Raw genomic sequence first — 19,946 nt, 5'->3', positions numbered from 1 at the left:
GCCAAATCCCACTGATTCATGAAAGTGACCGCATTCTCCTTTATAAGAAACGGGTTTATCTATGACTATCCTTTTATAGAGTCCATACAATCGGTATTACCGCTTTGTGATGAGTTTATTATGGTAATAGGCGATTCTATCGACGGTACCCGGGAAGCGGTTGCTGGCCTGAACAATCCCAAGATCAGGATCATTGATACGGTATGGGACGAAACAGCGCGGCAAAAAGGGTTGATCTTCGCTCAGCAATCCAACATTGGCCTGGATTATTGCACAGGCGACTGGGCCTTTCATATTCAGGCAGATGAGGTGATCCACGAAAAAGATTACCCTGCCATCAAAAAAGCCATGGCCGATTACCTGAACGATTCAAGTGTGGAAGGGCTTTTATTTCATTTCACCAATTTCTTTGGTGATTACAAACACTACGGTCCATCAAGAAGATTTCATAATAAAGAGATCCGCATTATCCGCCCCCTGCCTTCTATTCGCTCCTACCGCGATTCGCAGGGTTTTAGAAAGTACAATGAGCCCAATAACTTTTTGGAAGAAAAAGGCGAGAAGCTGCATGTGAAGCAGATCGACGCAACCATTTACCATTACAGTTTTGTAAGAAACCCCGAGAAGCAGGCAAAGAAAGTAATTGAAATGGCCAAGCGTTACCACGACGATGCTAAACTGCATGAGCTGGCTGAACGTTTTAAAAAGGGCTGGGACTTTAGCGAGATAGATGTACTGGAACAATTTAAAGGAACGCACCCGGGAGTAATGCAGAGCAGGATCAATAGCCAGGACTGGGTATTTGATTACAAGCCCATTAAGAACAACATGTCCATAAAGGAAAGGGTGTTGTATGCTATTCAAAAATTAACCGGTAAACAACTGTTCACCTATAAGAATTACCGCGTCATTTAATGTTGGCGGCTTAATTGTTGTTGTCTTTCCACCAGCGATAGCCAATATACCCGATGATTAAAAATGGGGTAAGCCCCAGGTAAATAATCCCGGCATTGAGCGCCTTGGCAGGCCTTTCGCCTAATTGTTGGGCCGTTTTTGTGCAAATGGAGCATTGAGCCGACAAATCGGCAGGCAGAAAAAATATCAGCAGCAGCAATATAACCGGGAGTAAACTTCCTCTTGCCATAGCAAATAAATTACGGCGCAAAGTTACAACGAAAAATTTTACTGCTTTATATATTAAATTTCTGCATTCAGCGGGGCTCAGGCCTTGTTTTTTCGCTGCAGGTGCAACAGTTTGGCGTACTTGGCCAGGGTAGCATGTGAGGCATAACGGGCAATTATAAAACCATTGTAGCCATCGAGAAAGCCGGCTTTGAAAATATAACCAGAGACAAAGGCGATAAAGGGGTTTATGACAATTTTTATCAGGTTGGCTCTTTTTCCACTTTCATACATCGCCTTCGACTGAATGGTAGTGAACTTGTTGGTTTGTTCCATTATCTGGTCAATGCTGTCGTAAGTATAATGCAGCATGTCGCCCTTTAATTGTTTCAGCGTGGCGCCTTCATTCATTTCTATTTTATCGTGCGGATTCACCCCACCCCATTTTCCTTTTTTGCGGCTGATGAGGCGGACCTTTCTGTCGGGATACCAGTTACCATGTTTTATCCATTGACCGCAAAAAGAGCTGAGCCGGTTCATTCTGTAACAGTCGAACGTAAGGCCCTTTTGCTTTTCGGCAAGGATGCTCTTCTTCAATTCATCAGTAAGGCATTCATCCGCATCGAGCGATAAGGCATATTCATGGGTAGCACTGTCAAGCGCAAAGTTCTTTTGTTCAATATAACCCAGGAACCGCTGTTCGATGAACTTTACATTATAAGAGGCACAAATGGCTTTAGTGTTATCGGTAGAAAGCGAATCCACCACAATTATTTCGTCGGCTACTTCCCTTACGCTTTCCAGGCAGCGGCCAATATTTTTCTCTTCATTATAGGTGATGATAACAACGGATAAAGGTGTCATTAGTGCTTGTTTAAATGCCGGTAAATAGATAAATAGTCAATGGCGGCCTGATCCCAGCTAAACCTCAATGCCCGTTCCCTGATAACCTGCATTGGTTTTGTTTGTTCATAATGAAGCATCCCTTTTTCAAATACAGACTGCATGTACTGTGGATCAAAGTGGTTAAAGCTATAGGCCAGGTCACCGCCAATTTCAGGCAGGCTGGTGTTGGCGGCAATGAATGCCGGTTTGCCGAAATACATAGCCTCTATCAATGGTAAACCAAAGCCTTCGGCCAGTGATGGAAAAGCAAAGGCCGTACAGTTCTTATAATACCAGTACTTATCTTTTTCGGAGATCTCGCCGGTTAAATGAACCCGGTCGGCTACGCCATATAAGGCAGCTTCCTTCATTATCTGGGCAACATATTCTTCGTGGCGGGTGCCGGCAACAACCAGTTCGTACTCATTATGCTGTAACAGGCAGGGCAATACATGGAAGTTCTTTTTAGGCACCAGGGCGCCCAGGCCAAAGATGAAGGGACGGAAAGGCCGGTATACCGGTGTATCGTAACCGGGAAATTCTTTAATGGTAGAACCGTTGTAAATAAGATCAACCGGCTTGCCGTAGGTCTTCAGGTTCTGCAACACAGTTTGCCGGGTAAATTCAGAAATACAAACAATATGATCGGCGCGGTTGATGTTGGCCTGTACGCGGCCCAGGTATTTCTTTATTTTAAAAGGTTCGTCTTTTCGCTGAATAAGGAAGTTAAGATCGTGAATGGTCAGCACCACTTTTATTCTGCGATTGCGGGGTTTTATCTTTGCATCCTGGATGGTGCTGTGCCAAACATCACAATCCTGCAATGCACCCTGAAAAAAACGATGCGTTTCTTTTTGAATAATGTATCGCTGGTTAGGTCCAAAAAGGTCGGGCAGCTTTTTGTGCACGAAAAATGTAAAGGCTTCCCGTGCGGGATCGGCCTGTTGCAATAAAGCGTTGCCCAGGTTCATACAAACCTGGTATAATCCCGAAACCTTATTCCTTGCTGAGACACAATCGATAGTGATACGATTCATTTACTAAAATAATAACGCTTTATTTACGAACAGCATCCAGTACATAACAATTGGCATGTACAAATTGCGACTCTACATTAAAACCCTGTTGCTTTAAAAATTCACCGAGGTGGTTATGATTTCTCTTGTCATTATCCAGGTTGTGCACTTCAATCGTCAATCTGTCAACCTTCGACCAGGTGGCGGCAGAAGTTTCATAGATGATAGGGTATTCACTTCCTTCGCAATCAACCTTCAACAGATCGATTCGGTTGAAGCCATTGCTTTTAATAATTTCTTCCAGTGAAATGGCAGGCACCTTAAGGCTGTATTTGTTCTGTTGATCGAAATCAGAATAAATAGAAGCAATGACAGAGTTCTCAGCAGAGTGCTCCATAAACAATTCCACACTTTCAACAGGCGTTCCGGTTACAGCTTTATTGAACAGATGGATCTGTTTTTCGAGACCGGGGTTGAATGAAATATTCTTTTTGAATAATTCATAGTTCACGGGGATAGGTTCGTACGCATATACGGTTGCGTCTTTGATCTTTGAAAACAGCATCATATTAAAATACCCGGCATTGGCGCCTATATCGATAATAAGCGGTCTTGCCGGCAGCTGTTTTACCAGGTTATCAATATCGTAGAAGTCGGTAATGAAGATCTCTTTGAAGACGAGGTAAAGGCCGGTGGAGGGCACCAGGAAGCGGATCGGATTACCCCTGGTGGTGAACTCCATTGGACTGAATTCCTTTTTGAATTTCCGGGTAAAGTAACCCGTCCAGTTGCTTATATGGCGAAGCAGGTTTTTGTACCTGGAAATTGAATTTTTAACCATGGTAATAGTAAAGTTTTGCAATATAGGGAAAATTGACTTGTTCGCCCCCTGGGCCTAGCCCAGGTCACTATTTGCCTTGTCTTCAAATGTTTTTTCCCAGGTATCTACATATACTACGGCAGTTGAGGAGGCCCGGTCGTGCCAGTTGGCGCCAAACAGAAAGGAGAATTTATCAAAAGGAATTAACCGCGACAGCGTTCTGATAAACATCCGTCCATTGGAAAACTCAACGCCATTGGTAACCACGCATGATCTGGTAGCCATTTTTCCAAACGTTTGGCAGAAGATGGCCTCCGAGATAAAGTAATAGAAAAAGAAAGCGACCCCTATCATTAGTTGTGCAGCCACCTGCACAAATGCTTTATCGAAATCACCTCCCCACCCAAACGAACGCACATTAAGGAACAATTGAATTATGTTGAGCCAGATGGGAGTTATAAAAATAAAATCAAGCAGGTAATGCACAAACCGGTGGGTACTGTTGGTATATACAACCACATCATAGTCCTGCAAATTCACCCGCGGTACTGCCCCTGCCGGTTTGATCCTGATAAGAAATACAACCAATGCAGCCTGGCATGGGAACATGATTACCCGTACAATGCCATGGAACAGATCGTGGAAGAGATATCTGCCGGATAAATAAAAATAATACAGCTCTATCAATAACGAAAAAATGCTCATCATTACAAACATGTACCTGAACCAGGCATATGTTCTTTCCTTTTGTTGTACATCTGATTGGGCCAGTGCTATGGCGCCTGTTACTATTATAACAAGATCTACAATCATGTAAATAGCGGAAAGGAAAACATCAAAAATCAATTGTGGATTCCCCTGGAATTGAATACTGCCACTGAACAGGTTTTTAAGATAGGGGATCCTTAACAAGTACTGAAAAATTAATAAAAGCAGGGTAAGCGCAATGACCAGGGTGGTTTGTTTCTTCATAGAACAAAGGGGTTATAAGATGGACAAAATAGACATTTTATTTTCCCTTTCAAACAAAAAAGGAGCTGCCTTTGCAGACAGCTCCCTTTATATTAAAAACTTATATAAGTATTATTAAGCTTCGGCCTTCATCGACTTCGCCTGTTTCTTTCTTTCTTCTTCATTGAGTATGGTTTTACGCATACGAATGAAGTTAGGCGTTACCTCAATACACTCATCCTGTTGAATATACTCCATACATTCTTCCAGGGTAAGCAGAATTTTAGGTGCAATGTTGGTTGCAGCATCGCTACCGCTGGCGCGCATGTTGGTGAGTTTCTTACCCTCCGTGATCTGCACTACCAGGTCGCCTGGTTTAATGTGCTCGCCAATGATTTGACCAGCATAGATCTCTTCACCTGGGTCGATAAAGAATGAACCTCTATCCTGCAGCTTATCGAGTGAGTAACCGGTTGAAGATCCATTTTCTTTGGCCAGCAACACACCGTTGTTACGACCGGGGATTGGACCTTTCCAGGGTTTATATTCACTGAAGCGGTGAGCCATTACAGCTTCACCTTGAGTATTGGTGAGCATTTGTGTACGCAAACCGATCAAACCACGTGAAGGGATTTCAAACTCCAGGTGTTGCATATCACCTTTGGTTTCCATCACCAGCATTTCACCTTTACGACGGGTAACCAGGTCAATTACTTTTGAAGCAAATTCCTGTGGCACGTCTACTACCAGCACCTCATATGGTTCGTTCTTTCTGCCATCGATCTCTTTTACGATAACCTGGGGTTGACCAACGGTTAACTCATATCCTTCACGACGCATGGTTTCAATCAATACACCTAAGTGCAGGATACCACGGCCGTATACCAGGAACGCATCACCGCCTTCGCTGTCCACTACTCTCAATGCCAGGTTCTTTTCAGTTTCTTTCATCAGGCGATCACGCAGGTGACGGCTGGTAACGAATTTTCCATCTTTACCATAGAATGGCGAGTTATTGATGGAGAACGTCATGTTCATAGTAGGCTCGTCAACACTGATAACCGGTAATGCTTCGGGGTTTTCAAAATCAGCGATGGTATCGCCAATGTTGAAACCTTCGATACCTACAACGGCACACAGGTCACCGGCTACTACCTCGGTTACCTTTTTCTTGCCCATGCCTTCAAACACATATAATTCTTTTACGCGGGTCTTTTTAATGGTACCATCGGCCTGAACCAATGAAATAGGCTGGTTTTCTTTTATAACACCGCGTGCAACTCTACCGATTGCGATACGACCCAGGAATGAAGAATAATCCAGGGAAGTGATCTGCAATTGCAGGGTACCTTCGCTCACAGCTGGTGGTGGCACGTGTTTAATGATACCATCCAGCAGCGGCGTAATATCTTCACATTGAGTTAATGAATCGTTGAACCAGCCGTTTTTACCGCTACCATAATAAGTAGGGAAGTTCAGCTGCTCTTCAGTAGCGTCGAGGTTGAAGAATAATTCAAATACCGCATCGTGCACTTCATCGGGACGGCAGTTAGGCTTATCAACTTTGTTGATGATCACAATCGGACGCAGGTTTAACTGCAGCGCCTTTTGTAATACGAAGCGGGTTTGTGGCATGGGGCCTTCAAAGGCGTCAACCAGCAAACACACACCATCCGCCATTTTCAGTACGCGTTCTACCTCACCACCAAAGTCGGCGTGGCCAGGGGTATCAATTACATTGATCTTAACGTCTTTATATGTTACAGCCGCGTTTTTACTAAAAATGGTGATTCCTCTCTCTCTTTCCAAATCATTACTGTCCATGATCAATTCACCAGTTTCCTGGTTGTCACGAAACACTTTGGTAGCGTGTAAGATCTTGTCTACCAGGGTTGTTTTACCGTGGTCTACGTGGGCAATAATGGCGATATTTCTGATATCCATAAATTCCTTTTTCCTTGACGGGAAATGTTTTTTAAATTCTTAATAATGAATGCCTTTGATTACTTTTTTTGCAGCAAAGGCAAACGAGGCGCAAAGGTACGCCAAATCAACGGGCGGGGCAAGCAAAAGCGGAAACTTTATGTATAATTAATTAACATGAATACGGGTTTTTATGGATGGCAATGTTAAACCCGGATGTAAATTTTTCGCTTATCTAAAATGTAGCCTGTAAGCCAGCACATTAGCATAAACCAAATGGCAAACAAGAAGGAACCGGTATACATGCCGGCCATGGTAAAAATATGGTTAAATATCCATTTGTACAAATGAGTAGCCCGCAACAGAATAGCCGCTACTTCCGACAACAGGTAAATAAACAGGGCATTTTTGCCAAACACTTCAAAAAACCAGGTCCAGCGGGTAATATTTAAAAAATCAGCTATGTAAATGATGGCAGCCAGCAGCAAACAATCCAACCCTGTTGAGTGTACCACAAAAGAGCTTGTCCATAGATTTTTGTTGATGGGTATAACATAATTCCAGCAAAGCCCCAAAAACGTGAGGCCGGCGCCGGTTGCAATTAACCTCAGCAGCATTCTTTTGGTTTTACCTGCTGTTTGAATATACCAGCCCACCAGGTACCCCGCCACCACATTGGTGATGGCAGGCAGGGTGCTTAAGATGCCTTCCGGTTCAAAGGGCACTACTTCACCATGGTTCATATGGTCGGGGCCCAACAGCCACAAGTCGAATTTGGTGACCGCATTGCCTACCATGTTCAATTTATTGCCAGGATCGCCCAGCCAGAATAATAACCCGGGGTAAGCAACCAGGATGATGGCAGAAACAATGAGGGCACCTTTGGGCTTCAGATAATAGATCAACAGGGAAGCAATGCCATAACACAACGCTATTCGCTGTAATACGCCCATTATCCGCGTTCCGGCAAAAGATTTAAAAACTATATGACCCTGTGTATTGGTTTCAAAAAACGGGAACCAATACAACAGGTAACCTAATAAAAAAAGAAGCAGGGTGCGTTTGCCTATTTTGGCCAGTACCTGGCCCTGCGTCATGGTTTTCCATTTTTGCATGGAAAAAAACAGCGCATTGCCTACAGCAAACAGAAAAGAGGGAAATACCAGGTCGGCAAGGGTAAAGCCATTCCAGTTTGCATGTTGCAGCAGGGCAAAACTGGTATCGTGACTGCCAGGTGTGTTTACGATAATCATCAAACAAATGATCAGGCCACGAAATACATCCAAAGAAATGAACCGTTTATTAGGGATCATACAAACCATTAATGAAAAAGGGGGAATCTGTTCAGGGTTTTTCTACAGGAGGGATAGTACAAAGGAATTAAAAATTTATCAACTATGTATGGGTGGGGCCTGATTTTAATGTGGTTATTTTTCAATTAACAATCAGGTAACACGAATATCGGTGGCAAATAACCGATGAGGCTGTGCTTTTATTACAAAAACCTGCGAATTATACTTAGCACAACTGTTACAATAACACTGGCGAGGATCATGGTGGTGATAGGAAAGTAAAAGCGAAAGTTCTCTTTTTCTATCCGGATGTCGCCGGGCAAATGACCTATCCAATGCAGTTTGTCGTGAAAGAAATAGATCACCCCGCCAATAATAACCACTGCGCCGCCAATGAGCATGATGTACTTACCGGTATCTGAATTCATAAAAAATTCATTTTAAATTACCCCCAATGCTTTTACGGTAGATAAAAAGCCGTTAATTTCAGCACCAAATTTACGATATGCGTAAAATAAAATGGGTCCTCCTGGTTATAGCGGTTTTAGTTATCGTATACCTGTTAGGACCCCACCCTTCTACCCCCATTTATTCTGCTGCCATGCCGGCTGTTCCGGCCGAACCCGCTGCCCTGGTTAGCTATGTTCAACAACAGGAAGCAGCCCATAAAGTTAAACCTGATAACGAAGCCCGCATTGTATGGGCCAACGATTCATTAAAGAACAAAACTGAATATGCGCTGGTTTACCTGCATGGGTTTAGCGCCTCGCAGGGTGAAGGTGATCCCGTTCACCGCGACCTGGCAAAAAAGTTCGGTTGTAATTTGTATTTATCACGCCTGGCCGAACATGGCATCGATACCACCGAGCCCCTGCTTAACTTAACATCCGACAATTTGTGGGAAACAGCCAAACAGGCACTGGCCATTGGCAAACAACTGGGCAATAAAGTCATTTTGGTTGGCACCTCAACCGGCGGCACCCTGGCGCTTAAACTGGCAGCTGATTATCCGGATGTATACGCGTTAATTTTAATGTCGCCCAATATCGAGATCAATGATGGTACCGCCTGGATACTGAACAATCCCTGGGGTTTACAGGTGGCCCGGATGGTGAAGAAATCAAATTACCTCGACTCAAAAGACACCCGCGACGCAGTTCGCAAATACTGGAATACCCACTACCGCATAGAGGCTGCAGTTAACCTGGAAGAGTTGGTGGAAACAACCATGAAGAAAGACCTGTTTGAAAAGGTAAAACAGCCTACGCTCACGCTGTATTACTATAAAGACCCTGTTCACCAGGACAGCACGGTGAAAGTAAGCGCTACCAAAACCATGTTTGCAGAACTGGGTACTCCCAGTGATAAAAAACGCGAAGTGGCCATCCCCAATGCCGGTGACCACGTTATTGGTTCATCCATCACCTCGGGCGACGTACCAGGTGTTGAAAGAGAAACCGAGCGTTTTATGACCGAAATACTTGGCATAAAGCCGTTATAAATATAAGAGCTTATAAAAAAGAAAGGGTCCGGACCTAAGTCCGGACCCTTTTGCTTTTTATTCACCCCGATTAATGTCTTCCGTAATTGTTGTTCCTGTTATCGTGGTCGTTATAACCTTTGTTATCATTATAACCCTTATTGTCGTTATAACCCCTGTTATCGTTGTAAGCTTTGTTGTTGTCATAATGATCGTTATGGTCGAACATGTTACCGGTAGAGGTTCTAACTACTACCTGGCCGTTACGGTTGATGTCGATATTAATCATTTGACCAGGAGCTACAGACATGGTGCTGTTATAGATGGTCTTTTGCATTTTTCTAAATCCGAATTTATCTAACTGGATAATACTGATACTGTGATTACCGGTACGAACATTATCCAATACAAAAGTGTTATTCAGGTTGTACACAGCACCGTCGATCTTTACCTGGGTTTCAGTACGATTACTGTTTGAGATAGAGATCTTAGAAGTTCTGGGAAAAGGAGCGGCGGCAAAAGAACTAATACTAAACATTATAGCGATAAGAGTAAAAATCTGTTTCATATACTGTTTCCTCCAATTGTTTGTTTGTATAATAGATGGCTTTGAAGAACAGTTGTTTACTAAAGGAGTGTTAAAGGCCATATTAGTAAAACCCGTTACCTTTGGCAACAGTAAAATCAATCTTCAGTAAAAAATAATCTCATATGTCAATACAAAATGCGATACTCGCCGGGGGCTGTTTCTGGGGTGTTGAAGAACTCATTCGTGCGCTGCCGGGTGTACAGGAAACAAGAGTAGGTTATACCGGTGGGGATGTTCCCAATGCTACTTACCGTAACCATGGTACGCATGCAGAAGCCATTAAGGTAACATTTGACGACAGCATATTGTCTTACCGCAAGCTGCTTGAATTTTTCTTTACCATTCATGACCCTACCACGCTCAATCGCCAGGGAAATGATATTGGCACCTCCTATCGTTCGGCTATCTTTTATAACAGTGAGGAGCAAAAGCAAACTGCTGCTGAACTCATTAAGGAGTTAACGGAGGCCCATATTTATTCCAGACCCATTGTAACAACGGTTACACCGGAATCGGATTTCTGGGATGCAGAAGAATACCACCAGGACTATCTGCAAAAAAATCCCGATGGTTATACCTGTCATTTCATTCGCCCGGAATGGGAGCTGAAAACAGCAGACAAGAAATAATAGTACATATAAGAAAAAGTCCTCCCGATAAATCGGGAGGACTTTATTATCTGATTATAGAGTTTAGTGTCTGTAGTGGTCGTCACGGTCGTTATAAACCGGGCCACGGCCATTGTCTCTGTCATATCCGCGGTTATCATATCCACGGTTGTCATATCCACGGTTGTCATATCCACCTTGATTATATCCACCGCCATTATAACCACCTCTGCGGTCATCGCGGTCAAAACGGGTTTGAACATTTACACATTCAAAACGGTCGATGTTAATGTTCAGCGATTCCCAGGGTTTCACAAAACTTACATTGCAGTATACTCTTTGTGGACGTGTCCTGAAGCGGCCGTAGTTGTCTATCTTATATACTTCAATCTGGTGACGGCCGGCGCAGATGTTATCGAAAGCAAATCCATTTTGATTCATGTTGTATTGTCTACCATCGATAAACACCTGGATGTACGCGTCGCTAAAACTACGGATAGCTACTTTACTGTCATTGGGACCAGGATATTCAGCTGCAAAGGTTGTTATGCTAAACAGGATGGCTGCGAGTGTAAAAATCTTTTTCATAATCTGTTTCCTCCATTTTGTTTTTATACTGTAATAGATGGAAAACAGATTTGGTCGTTTACAAAGGGTATGTTAAAGCCCCAATCCTGTATTATAGCCGCATTAACAATGCTTTAGCAGTCGCTATCCATGTTTATTTTCCTTTTCTGAATTCTTCCATTATGTCCATTTCGCCCTGGCACACTTTCACTTTTTTCCAGTCGGTATCGCCTTGCAGATTTACAATGTAAACGGTGGGATGGTCGGGGGTTTCTATTTCCTGTACAACATAGATCTTATAATCGTAGTAAGTGCTTTTTACCTGTGCACGAACATTACGGGGCATGCGGCTCTCTTCATAATACTTCATTACATAACTTAAGTCGCCACGATTGCTGTATATAACGCGGTGCTGTATACTGTCTTTATAAAATACGGCCACGTAATTATCGTTGCTTCTGTGCCATACAGCATCTGATACATCGCCATACCGGGTCACAAAATCGCGCATGGCGCGTACATTAATGTCGTTCAGGTATTGGTTGCCTGCTTTTAATGTTCTTACATTGGCTGCTGCTAATGTATTGCCTTGTTGGGAGTAGGCACACCCCGTTAGCGCCACAACAGTTAAGCTGGTGGCAATAATTAATTTTTTCATCGCTATACTTATTTAGGTTAAACAATCCAGTGCAATTTATTTGCTTACATAAGCGGTTATTTTGAAATGGTATTGGGTACCCGCTCACGATAAGCTAATTTTTAGCGCTTGAATAGTTTAATTGTTAATACGACAAATTTTAGTGTACCTAAGCCGCACCTGTACAGCATTTGCGGAATGTTTCACCGCGTTACTTATTTGCAGTTAAGGTTCTGTTAATTGGGAATTATGGAAAAACAATCGGGGCAAACAGAATATGTATAAAAAACGCTTATTCGGGTTATCCGCTGCCCAAACGCATATTGATTAATTATATTGGATTGTAATATTGTTTATTTTGAAAGTAGGACGCTGCACCGATTGATTATGTTACACGCTGCAAAACAAAACTGCAAGCCCATGGCTTGCAGTCATCTGATCTACTACACCTATCTGACTATGTATCATGGCTCACTTTTCATGTACTCCGACATTACTTCCATTTCTCTTTCACATACGCTCACATTCTTTAAGGTAGTGGCATCTTCCATGTGCACCACATATACAAGCGGCCGGCGGGTTTCTTCAATCTCTTCTACCAGGGTAATGGTATAATCGTAATACACGCTTTTTACAATATGCCTGATGTCGCGCGGCATTTTATTTTCGTAATACTGCCTGATGGTATAAACAAAATCTCCCCTGTTGTTGTATACCGTTCTGCAATTGCTGTTGTTCTCATCGGTATACTTTGCTACAAAGCCGGTTTCAACAATCATCCAATCAACATTAGAAGCCGTTTTATCGCGTTTTAGAAAATCGCGCATGGCGCGGGTATGTACCCTGCTGACATTAAGCGTGTTCATTTGCAACGATTGCATACCTTCCGTTGCCAAAGGCCGGTTTACCTGTTGGGCGGATGCAGCCCCCGTTACCAGGGTTACTGCAATCATGATAGTTAGCATAACATTTTTCATGGCTATATTATTTGAGGTGAGATTGACGTTTTACCCCAACAAAGCAACTTATTAATTGACCATGCATTTTTTTATTTAGATGAACCTGGCAGCTTTTCGGCAACCGTGAGAAAAAAGGCAATTGTGGCGTTTGGCTGGTAAAATGGCTGTTTGTCGAAAAAGAAGGTTTGTGAGCAAAAAGAAGAAAGTTAACCTATCATAAACACCGGGGCTATTATCTTTGCCCTTTGTAATTTGATAACATGCAGCGAAAGATTATTTATCTTATTAACCCAATTTCCGGTACCAAAGGGAAATCATCTTTAAAAGAGTTGATTGCCCGAGAAACCCAAAAACGTCAGATCCCCTTTGAAATTCTGCCTACAACGGCCGATGCCAACTATGATTTTGTACAACAAAAAATAGAAAAGGAGCAGGTTACCGATGTGGTGATCTGCGGCGGCGATGGAACAGTGAACCAGGTGGTTAAAGCATTGGCCCACACGGGCGTGCAATTTGGAATTATACCCATGGGTTCGGGCAACGGGCTGGCGCTGGCCGCCGGTATACCCAAAGCCAGTGCAAAGGCCCTGGAGATCGTTTTTACCGGCAAAGCCATTTTAACCGACGGTTTTATGGTAAATGAACATTTTGCCTGTATGCTTTGCGGACTGGGTTTTGACGCCCATGTAGCGCACGAGTTTGCCGATCAACCCAAACGGGGTTTGGGCACCTATGTAGCGTTAACCTCCCGCCATTTTTTACGCGCCAAACCTTTCCCGTTCAGGATAAATGCCAATAAACTGGAGTTTTCTACGGAGGCTTACTTTCTTAGCATAGCCAACAGCAACCAGTTTGGCAATAATTTCACCATTGCCCCACAGGCTGTTTTAAGTGATGGTTTGCTGGATGTGGTGATCGTAAAGAAAATAGCAAAGCCCCTGCTGCTGTTAACCGTTATGCGGCAGGTGCTCACAGGCCGTATCAGGCGCATTGAGAACTCCATGAACTCGCCGGTGATCTATTTTCAAACCGATGAATTGACCATCAGCAACCCGGCCGAAGCACCCATTCACATAGATGGGGAGCCCTGGGAATGCCAGCGGCACCTGCATATAAAAGTATTACCGCATTATTTTAAACTGATTCATGCAGCTACCGTTTCGTAAGCGAATGGGGAGTGGTTTTTATTAACTGTCCAAACTTCTCAAATGCCTGCTGATTGCCAGGACTGCTTAATGCGCTGGCAATATCTTTCTTTTCGCTTTTGGTAAGATGGAAATTTAAAGCGGCCCTTGCCTCATTTTTTTCAGGCACATATACGAAAGTCACATTGTTAAAATAACTGCCCATCATGGACTGCGCCAGCCCCATCAGGTCGTTTTGACTATACTCCTGCATTTTATACCAGTTGTATTCGAGCAACAACATGGGTTTTGTGGCCAGTTCGGTTATATTGGTGGCTTCATACGGATGCTCCCAACCGCCCGTCTGACGGTCACGGATATGGATGAGCACTACACCCGAAGTATTATTCCTGATCCATTGCTGAAATACCTGGATAAAACGTAAGGCCGTTTCCTGGCCATAATTATCGCGTAACCCGGCATCCATTACATCTACCACCGGATCGCTGGGCAGCCACACATTGGGCAACACATAGGGGAAGGTGGCGTTCATACGCAGGGCCGTGAGCATGCGCAGGTTCAGGGGGTCCTGTTTGGCAAATAACGCCTGGTAGTCCACGGCATCGGGATCTGCATCTTCCATATGGCTGCTGTCGTACGCAGGGCGCATTAAAAAACTCATGGGCTGGGTACTGATAACCATTTTACGGCCATCGCGCGTAACCACCGAGTTAAACAACATCAATGGGATGCGGGCATTCTTTTCATCGTCAGCCCAATCTTTCAACGATTTGTTCAGCATACCCCGCGTATTGGCATTCAGCTTTTGTTCAAAAGCATAGCCACGGTCTTTTATATATTCATACGGACCTACCTTAAACCGTTGCGCAGGCGCCGCCAGGTCGCGGGCCACAAACGAAGTGAACAACGGGTTCAGCAGGTCGTTTGAAATATCGTTCTGATACATTTTGTCCTGCAAGTTGATAGGCTTGCCTGCAGACCTTGCCCGGCTTAATTCCCGGAAATAAGTAGCGCCCAGCATGCCGCCTGAGGCACCGGTAATAAGCACGGTTTTATCCATCAGGGCGCCATGGGTCATACTATCCAGGTGTTGCAGCACATTCATGGTATAGGTAGCGCTGCGGTTCCCTCCCCCACTGGTAGTTATCACATACATCAATGGCTTTGCTTCCGGTTGTTTCTTTTTCCAGTTCTCCAGTACGCCTATAAACTGTTGTTTATCGTGCTCCATTTTTTCAGGGGTGCACAACGACAATAAGTTTTCGGAAGTATATAATGGACGTTCGTTCTTGTTTTTGTAATTCAGTCCGTAGGCTTTATTACTGGGGTCAATTACTTCATACCGGTATAAAACGTTGGTTACAACAAATAACATCAGCAGGAAGGGAATGCTCCAGCTTTGCAAAAAATAGGAGAAGGCGCCCGATACGGCGATCAAAATGGCAAAGAAAAGTGTAATGCCCGAAGCGGCAGGCAACTGAAACAAGGGACTGTCCAACCAAAAGCCGATTATAATAAGCCCGATAAAAGCAATGAAAATAGAAACTACTGCGGCAAAGTGGTGCCGGCTAAAGATGGTTTCAATAAACTCCCGGCTGTAGTGCGATACGTCGCGCACTTTTTTGGGTCTCAGCACGGCGTTCAGGTAGGTTTCTACTTTTATCAACCGGCTTTGGTTGAGTTTCATTTCATCCTTCTTGAACTGTGCTTTGAATAACTGGGGGTTGCTGATAACCGGGGTAAGCCGCCGGATTATGTTTTTATCGGCCCGGAAAAAATAGAAGAGGGAAATAACAACGATCAGCGTGAGGCCGCTCAAAAATCCCAATACCAGCAGGGTAATTTCCCCGTAGGTCATCAATTCTTTATTTCGCTCAAAGTCCACCGCCCTGAAAAAATAAAAGATCAGGAACACGAGCGGGATGATCACATTGTTGATGCAATATTTTAAAAAAGGATTGCTGGTAGTGGCCAGGAACCGGAAATGCCGGCTGAACAAAATAAAGGTGGTAATATTCCAGCTCATAATAAACACGCCAATGGCCAGGCCCACAAACAGGGCGGCCAGCATGCTCACATTGCCCAGGTATTCGGGCGCCAGGTACAGCGAATCGGCGCCGAATGATTTCATAAAAGTACCATTCACCGTGCTGAACAGAACAAACCAGAAGATGAGCAGCACCTGAAATTTCTTTAAGTGCAGCATCACCAGCTGAACCGGAAAACTGTAATATATTCCCTTCAAAAAAAGTTTCATTAAAATATTCTTAAACGTGAGCTGCCGGCGTAAACCGGGTTCATGCCCAATTTACTACTTAAACGAAAAGACAGTGCCAAGATTATGAAGGTTGCTTAAAGAATGATTGCCGGGTGAGAAATACCATGGCAACCAGGCTCAGCAGTAATAACATACCCGTAATCTGATGTAACTGCGCCAGCCACTCAAACGTTCCCCAATGATTGGGTATTATACCGGTACTGGTTAACACCGATAGGATGCCCAGTAATACCTGTAGCGTTACCAGGATCAGGGGAAGACGGCGCGCTTTGGTGAAAATTTCGCTGGTGGATGGTATGCGGAAAACTTTTACTGAATAAATTATTATCAAAATTAATAACGCGTATGCCAGCCCCCGGTGCACAAAATGGATGGTGACTTTGTTCTCAAAAAAATTCAATGTTACCGGTTCCTCTCTCAACAGACCGTCGGGCACCCAGCTGCCATTGATGGTAGGCCAGGTAGGCGCAGCCGTAGCGGCTTTGTGACCTGCCATTAAGGCGCCAAAGATCAACTGCGCAAATAAAATAATTACCAGCGCCCAGCTCCATTTATGGATGCCGGGCAAATTGGTGCGTTTGGCGGCCGGAACTTTCAGCTGTAATCCCTGCCAGAAAGCGTAACTGATTAAAGCTAGTGCAAAAATAAAGTGCATGGCCAGTTTGGTGGGGCGTACATAGATCGCATCGCCGGTGAGGCCGCTGGCTACCATTATCCAGCCAATGGCTCCCTGTAATGCGCCAAAGGCAAAAAGAATGAGCAGGGGTTTCACCATCTCCTTTTTTATATACTTTTTTGCCAGCAGGTACATAAAACCTACCACAAATGCCACGGCGATCAACCGGGCCCACAGGCGGTGAAACCATTCCCAGAAAAAGATGAATTTGAAATCGGCGAGGGTAAAATCAGAGTTCAGCAGCCGGTATTGCGGCGATTGCTGGTATTTGGCAAACTTCTCCAGCCACTGGTGTTCATTCAGCGGCGGCAGAAAGCCGGTAACTACATCCCATTCGGTAATTGATAAGCCTGAACCGGTTAGGCGGGTAACGCCGCCCAATACCACCTGCACTAATAACATAATTACCCCTAAAAATATCCAGTTGGATACTGCCCGGTTGGCCCGTTGTTCATTAGATATGGTATTCATTGCGGCGCAAAAATAAGGCAGAACCAGTTACCGGGTACCAGTTTCCTGTTACCGGGCTCTTTTTGCTACGCAAGGAGCAGTTTCAAGTTCCAGGTTGCAGGGGAGTACAGTTTTCCCTGTAACCTGGAACCTGTAACAGCCACTTAACCGCAGATAGTCTACTTCCTAATTACTGTGCTACTTTAATGTAACCCCACCCCTCATGTTGCTTTGTCACAATTTCAAAAATGGCGTCGGGCACTACATCTACCCCGGCCAACAACTGGCTCTTATCGATGTTGTTGCGTTTCATGGTGGCGGCGCATACTTTAAAACTGGCTTTTTTGCTGCTGCTTAATTCCTGGATGGCATCGGCAATGATCGATTTGCCTTTCATAACCATAGGCAGTGCTTCGCCATAAATGGCTACCTCCAACTGGGCGTCTGGCCTGGACTGTGAGATGCCGCGCATTTGCCTTATCACGGCTTTTTGGGCAGCGGTATCGCTGCTGGTAATATCAAAGACTACTTTATAGGGGACAGTTTGTGTAAAGGCAAAAGCCGGCATTACTGCCAGCGCAACGATCAACAGCTTATTGGTGTACATAAAAGTTGATTTAATAATGAAGTTTACTTTTTCCTGGCAGCTTGTGCTATAGGATTGTATGGACCATACTTATGTTGTTGGGCGGAGAAACTATCTGCATACGGACCAAAAGGATAATCGAAGGGTTTGGCATCTATATGTGGCCAGTCCTTCGACAGGTCTTTATTTGGACGCGGCTGGGAATTAATAAAGGCGGCCACATCCCATGCCTGTTCATCTGTTAATTGAGCTTTGTCATATGCAGCCCCAAATGGCATATTGTCTTTTACATAACCAGCCATCCGCGATAAGCGGAACAACCCGGCCCCGATATTGTAACTTTCGGTTCCCCATAATGGTGGATATAAATAACCTGTACCATTGACGGGATCGGGCATACCTTCGCCACCGGCGCCATGGCAGGCCTTGCACTTTTCGATGAATACGATTTTCCCCTTTTCGGGGTCTGCCGGCCGGTCGAGGTTCTTCAATGTTTTAATGCCCGAACCCAATGGCTTTTTGCCTTTCGCCACCCCGGTTCCCAGCCAATGCATGTAGGCTACTATAGCCTGCATTTCGTGGCTGTTGCTATCCAGTGCTTTTCCATTGAGGCTTCTTTCCAGGCAATCGTTCACTCTTTTTTCAATAGATTCTATGGTACCGCTGCGATCGCGGTATTTGGGATAGGTGGAGGCTACGGCGCTGTAGTTATTACCCCAGGGCCTGGTGCCGGCGGCCAGGTGACAGTTCTGGCAGTTCATACCATTGGAGATATGCGCTACTGTTCCCCTGGGTCCCAGGTATTGGGAAGTATGGGCAATGAGATCGCGGCCATAACGTACCAGTTCACCTGCTGCAGTGTTAGGTATACTATTGCTATCAGGCGCCTGCCAGGGCATTTCGGGTGCAGCTGAAGCCAACGCGGTTGCTTTTTTCGGGATGCCATCGGTAGTGCGGTATTTAACATTCAACCAAATGGCAACAGGCACTCCTATCGCTAATAATCCAATTACCAAATTCCGGTTCATGATATTACAAACAGATCGTTAAAAAAGTAAATGTTGCATCCCGATGTATCGGGATGCAACATGGTACCTGTATAATAGACGGGGTTAAGAAAAGGGGATTCTTTCACTCAACAGCTTCGCCTAACCGGCAAAGCAATAGGTGCAGCCATGTTCCTGGGCGCGGCCTAATGCCCAAACCCCGGATGGCACTACCTGGATGTTTGGCAGCACGGCGCCCAGCCATTCTTTTTTCACAGCTGCAGCATCCATTTTCATCATGTCTGCGGCTACGGCACTAAAAACAGTTATGGCCATTTCGCAGGCGCAGAACATAACCCCACTATCCTGCAGTTGATTAATACCTATTGGCACATTGCCTATACCGGGTATTTTAAAATCACCGTCTTTTGGTTTCCAGAAGGGGTTACGGGTAGCAGGTGCTTTTGTAAGCGGATCATTTGCTTTAAACAGTTCGCCGAGTTTGTATTTTTCCCACATTTCGTTTTGCAGGGCATACCCAACTGCATCGTGGCGAAGTACTACCACAGCACTGCAGTCCTTTTCAGGCGTACCGGTGGCGGCATTCGTTAATAAAAAAACCTTTGGCCAGGCAAAGGGCATCATTTCATGCGGTTGTGTAGCATCAAACACAATGCGGTGTTTGCCTTTTATCTTATTGAACCACTCATCAGCATCTGCATATTCGTGATCAGCTGCTTCAGGCATGGCCTGTGCGGCAAAAGGAGCCAGGGAAACAGTACCCATTGCAACTGCGCCCGCAGCGAGCTTTCCTAAAAAGTCGCGACGGGATGCTGCATTTGAATTGTTGGTTTGCATATACAGTCGATATTTAGTTAAAGAAATAGAACGACTGAACAGTCTGGAATAGACTATCCTGTCAACCCGTTCATGGAGTAGGCACAATGCATCGCAACATCCTTAGTGGCACAAATAA

21 protein-coding genes are annotated in these 19,946 nt (G+C 44.6%); 4 read left to right on the top strand and 17 right to left on the bottom strand.

Translation table 11 applies throughout. The features are described from left to right. The first annotated feature begins 18 nt into the window (after positions 1-18). Positions 19-915: a glycosyltransferase gene (locus tag NIAKO_RS32200; protein WP_014222678.1), complete on the top strand. Its 897-nt coding sequence runs from the start codon at positions 19-21 to the stop codon at positions 913-915. A gap of 10 nt (positions 916-925) precedes the next feature. On the opposite strand, the gene NIAKO_RS32195 is transcribed toward NIAKO_RS32200, so the two are convergent. From NIAKO_RS32195 to NIAKO_RS32160, 8 genes are all read right to left on the bottom strand, one after another. Further along, complete coding sequence (locus NIAKO_RS32195) at positions 926-1,144, bottom strand: hypothetical protein (RefSeq protein WP_041347560.1); 219 nt, start codon at positions 1,142-1,144, stop codon at positions 926-928. Positions 1,145-1,221: 77 nt separating this feature from the next. Continuing rightward, positions 1,222-1,986: a glycosyltransferase family 2 protein gene (locus tag NIAKO_RS32190; RefSeq protein WP_014222676.1), complete on the bottom strand. Its 765-nt coding sequence runs from the start codon at positions 1,984-1,986 to the stop codon at positions 1,222-1,224. Continuing rightward, entirely contained in the window at positions 1,986-2,978 is a 993-nt protein-coding gene (locus NIAKO_RS32185; RefSeq protein ID WP_049815653.1) for a glycosyltransferase family 4 protein, read from the bottom strand. Before NIAKO_RS32185 ends, NIAKO_RS32190 begins: the two co-directional genes overlap by 1 nt. Positions 2,979-3,063: 85 nt before the next feature. After that, positions 3,064-3,864, bottom strand: a complete 801-nt coding sequence (locus NIAKO_RS32180; protein WP_014222674.1) for an FkbM family methyltransferase — start codon at positions 3,862-3,864, stop codon at positions 3,064-3,066. A 54-nt stretch (positions 3,865-3,918) separates the two neighbouring features. After that, a complete protein-coding gene (locus tag NIAKO_RS32175; RefSeq protein ID WP_014222673.1) occupies positions 3,919-4,815 on the bottom strand; it encodes an RDD family protein in 897 nt (298 codons plus the stop codon). Positions 4,816-4,929: 114 nt separating this feature from the next. Continuing rightward, complete coding sequence (gene typA, locus NIAKO_RS32170; RefSeq protein ID WP_014222672.1) at positions 4,930-6,738, bottom strand: translational GTPase TypA; 1,809 nt, start codon at positions 6,736-6,738, stop codon at positions 4,930-4,932. A gap of 185 nt (positions 6,739-6,923) precedes the next feature. Continuing rightward, on the bottom strand, positions 6,924-8,030 hold the full coding sequence (locus NIAKO_RS32165) for an acyltransferase family protein (RefSeq protein ID WP_014222671.1): 1,107 nt from the start codon (positions 8,028-8,030) through the stop codon (positions 6,924-6,926). A gap of 182 nt (positions 8,031-8,212) precedes the next feature. Continuing rightward, entirely contained in the window at positions 8,213-8,437 is a 225-nt protein-coding gene (locus NIAKO_RS32160) for a DUF2905 domain-containing protein (protein ID WP_014222670.1), read from the bottom strand. A 77-nt stretch (positions 8,438-8,514) separates the two neighbouring features. Between NIAKO_RS32160 and NIAKO_RS32155 the strand changes: the two genes are divergently transcribed. Further along, positions 8,515-9,510, top strand: a complete 996-nt coding sequence (locus NIAKO_RS32155) for an alpha/beta hydrolase (protein WP_014222669.1) — start codon at positions 8,515-8,517, stop codon at positions 9,508-9,510. Between the two features lie 70 nt (positions 9,511-9,580). Here NIAKO_RS32155 and NIAKO_RS32150 read toward each other — a convergent pair whose 3' ends face one another. Continuing rightward, positions 9,581-10,057 carry a hypothetical protein gene (locus tag NIAKO_RS32150; protein WP_014222668.1) on the bottom strand — a complete coding sequence of 159 codons (477 nt, stop codon included), beginning with the start codon at positions 10,055-10,057 and terminating at the stop codon, positions 9,581-9,583. Positions 10,058-10,200: 143 nt separating this feature from the next. Here NIAKO_RS32150 and msrA point away from each other — a divergent pair, with 143 nt between their 5' ends. Next, the gene (msrA, locus tag NIAKO_RS32145) at positions 10,201-10,707 is read left to right on the top strand and encodes a peptide-methionine (S)-S-oxide reductase MsrA (protein WP_014222667.1); all 507 of its coding nucleotides are present in this window, start codon (positions 10,201-10,203) and stop codon (positions 10,705-10,707) included. A 63-nt stretch (positions 10,708-10,770) separates the two neighbouring features. Here the strand turns inward: msrA and NIAKO_RS32140 are convergent, their stop codons facing one another. The 3 genes from NIAKO_RS32140 to NIAKO_RS32130 all read right to left on the bottom strand — a co-directional run bounded on the left by NIAKO_RS32140 (position 10,771) and on the right by NIAKO_RS32130 (position 12,867). Next, positions 10,771-11,274: a hypothetical protein gene (locus NIAKO_RS32140; protein ID WP_014222666.1), complete on the bottom strand. Its 504-nt coding sequence runs from the start codon at positions 11,272-11,274 to the stop codon at positions 10,771-10,773. 133 nt (positions 11,275-11,407) lie between these two features. Beyond that, the gene (locus NIAKO_RS32135; protein ID WP_014222665.1) at positions 11,408-11,911 is read right to left on the bottom strand and encodes a hypothetical protein; all 504 of its coding nucleotides are present in this window, start codon (positions 11,909-11,911) and stop codon (positions 11,408-11,410) included. Between the two features lie 443 nt (positions 11,912-12,354). Then, positions 12,355-12,867: a hypothetical protein gene (locus NIAKO_RS32130; RefSeq protein ID WP_133055232.1), complete on the bottom strand. Its 513-nt coding sequence runs from the start codon at positions 12,865-12,867 to the stop codon at positions 12,355-12,357. Between the two features lie 242 nt (positions 12,868-13,109). Here NIAKO_RS32130 and NIAKO_RS32125 point away from each other — a divergent pair, with 242 nt between their 5' ends. Further along, positions 13,110-14,015, top strand: a complete 906-nt coding sequence (locus NIAKO_RS32125) for a diacylglycerol/lipid kinase family protein (RefSeq protein ID WP_014222663.1) — start codon at positions 13,110-13,112, stop codon at positions 14,013-14,015. On the opposite strand, the gene NIAKO_RS32120 is transcribed toward NIAKO_RS32125, so the two are convergent. The 5 genes from NIAKO_RS32120 to NIAKO_RS32100 form a co-directional block, all read right to left on the bottom strand. Continuing rightward, on the bottom strand, positions 14,002-16,251 hold the full coding sequence (locus tag NIAKO_RS32120) for a hypothetical protein (RefSeq protein WP_014222662.1): 2,250 nt from the start codon (positions 16,249-16,251) through the stop codon (positions 14,002-14,004). The genes NIAKO_RS32125 and NIAKO_RS32120 overlap by 14 nt on opposite strands. Before the next feature lie 82 nt (positions 16,252-16,333). Further along, complete coding sequence (locus NIAKO_RS32115; protein ID WP_014222661.1) at positions 16,334-17,419, bottom strand: COX15/CtaA family protein; 1,086 nt, start codon at positions 17,417-17,419, stop codon at positions 16,334-16,336. 169 nt (positions 17,420-17,588) lie between these two features. After that, on the bottom strand, positions 17,589-18,005 hold the full coding sequence (locus tag NIAKO_RS32110; RefSeq protein WP_014222660.1) for a DsrE family protein: 417 nt from the start codon (positions 18,003-18,005) through the stop codon (positions 17,589-17,591). Between the two features lie 23 nt (positions 18,006-18,028). Next, positions 18,029-19,012, bottom strand: coding sequence for a c-type cytochrome (locus NIAKO_RS32105; protein WP_014222659.1), 984 nt, complete (start codon positions 19,010-19,012; stop codon positions 18,029-18,031). Positions 19,013-19,132: 120 nt separating this feature from the next. After that, complete coding sequence (locus NIAKO_RS32100) at positions 19,133-19,828, bottom strand: twin-arginine translocation signal domain-containing protein (protein ID WP_014222658.1); 696 nt, start codon at positions 19,826-19,828, stop codon at positions 19,133-19,135. Positions 19,829-19,946 lie beyond the last annotated feature (118 nt).

This window comes from Niastella koreensis GR20-10, assembly GCF_000246855.1.
Taxonomy (GTDB): Bacteria; Bacteroidota; Bacteroidia; order Chitinophagales; family Chitinophagaceae; genus Niastella; species Niastella koreensis.
The sequence above is the reverse complement of the archived record's forward strand: the minus strand, read 5'-3'. Positions and strand labels throughout refer to the sequence as shown.

Coding starts and splice junctions, on each gene's coding strand:
- NIAKO_RS32200 (WP_014222678.1), top strand. CDS start 19: ATGAAAGTGACCGCATTCTCCTTTATAAGAAACGGGTTTATCTATGAC.
- NIAKO_RS32195 (WP_041347560.1), bottom strand. CDS start 1,144: ATGGCAAGAGGAAGTTTACTCCCGGTTATATTGCTGCTGCTGATATTT.
- NIAKO_RS32190 (WP_014222676.1), bottom strand. CDS start 1,986: ATGACACCTTTATCCGTTGTTATCATCACCTATAATGAAGAGAAAAAT.
- NIAKO_RS32185 (WP_049815653.1), bottom strand. CDS start 2,978: ATGAACCTGGGCAACGCTTTATTGCAACAGGCCGATCCCGCACGGGAA.
- NIAKO_RS32180 (WP_014222674.1), bottom strand. CDS start 3,864: ATGGTTAAAAATTCAATTTCCAGGTACAAAAACCTGCTTCGCCATATA.
- NIAKO_RS32175 (WP_014222673.1), bottom strand. CDS start 4,815: ATGAAGAAACAAACCACCCTGGTCATTGCGCTTACCCTGCTTTTATTA.
- typA (WP_014222672.1), bottom strand. CDS start 6,738: ATGGATATCAGAAATATCGCCATTATTGCCCACGTAGACCACGGTAAA.
- NIAKO_RS32165 (WP_014222671.1), bottom strand. CDS start 8,030: ATGATCCCTAATAAACGGTTCATTTCTTTGGATGTATTTCGTGGCCTG.
- NIAKO_RS32160 (WP_014222670.1), bottom strand. CDS start 8,437: ATGAATTCAGATACCGGTAAGTACATCATGCTCATTGGCGGCGCAGTG.
- NIAKO_RS32155 (WP_014222669.1), top strand. CDS start 8,515: ATGCGTAAAATAAAATGGGTCCTCCTGGTTATAGCGGTTTTAGTTATC.
- NIAKO_RS32150 (WP_014222668.1), bottom strand. CDS start 10,057: ATGAAACAGATTTTTACTCTTATCGCTATAATGTTTAGTATTAGTTCT.
- msrA (WP_014222667.1), top strand. CDS start 10,201: ATGTCAATACAAAATGCGATACTCGCCGGGGGCTGTTTCTGGGGTGTT.
- NIAKO_RS32140 (WP_014222666.1), bottom strand. CDS start 11,274: ATGAAAAAGATTTTTACACTCGCAGCCATCCTGTTTAGCATAACAACC.
- NIAKO_RS32135 (WP_014222665.1), bottom strand. CDS start 11,911: ATGAAAAAATTAATTATTGCCACCAGCTTAACTGTTGTGGCGCTAACG.
- NIAKO_RS32130 (WP_133055232.1), bottom strand. CDS start 12,867: ATGAAAAATGTTATGCTAACTATCATGATTGCAGTAACCCTGGTAACG.
- NIAKO_RS32125 (WP_014222663.1), top strand. CDS start 13,110: ATGCAGCGAAAGATTATTTATCTTATTAACCCAATTTCCGGTACCAAA.
- NIAKO_RS32120 (WP_014222662.1), bottom strand. CDS start 16,251: ATGAAACTTTTTTTGAAGGGAATATATTACAGTTTTCCGGTTCAGCTG.
- NIAKO_RS32115 (WP_014222661.1), bottom strand. CDS start 17,419: ATGAATACCATATCTAATGAACAACGGGCCAACCGGGCAGTATCCAAC.
- NIAKO_RS32110 (WP_014222660.1), bottom strand. CDS start 18,005: ATGTACACCAATAAGCTGTTGATCGTTGCGCTGGCAGTAATGCCGGCT.
- NIAKO_RS32105 (WP_014222659.1), bottom strand. CDS start 19,012: ATGAACCGGAATTTGGTAATTGGATTATTAGCGATAGGAGTGCCTGTT.
- NIAKO_RS32100 (WP_014222658.1), bottom strand. CDS start 19,828: ATGCAAACCAACAATTCAAATGCAGCATCCCGTCGCGACTTTTTAGGA.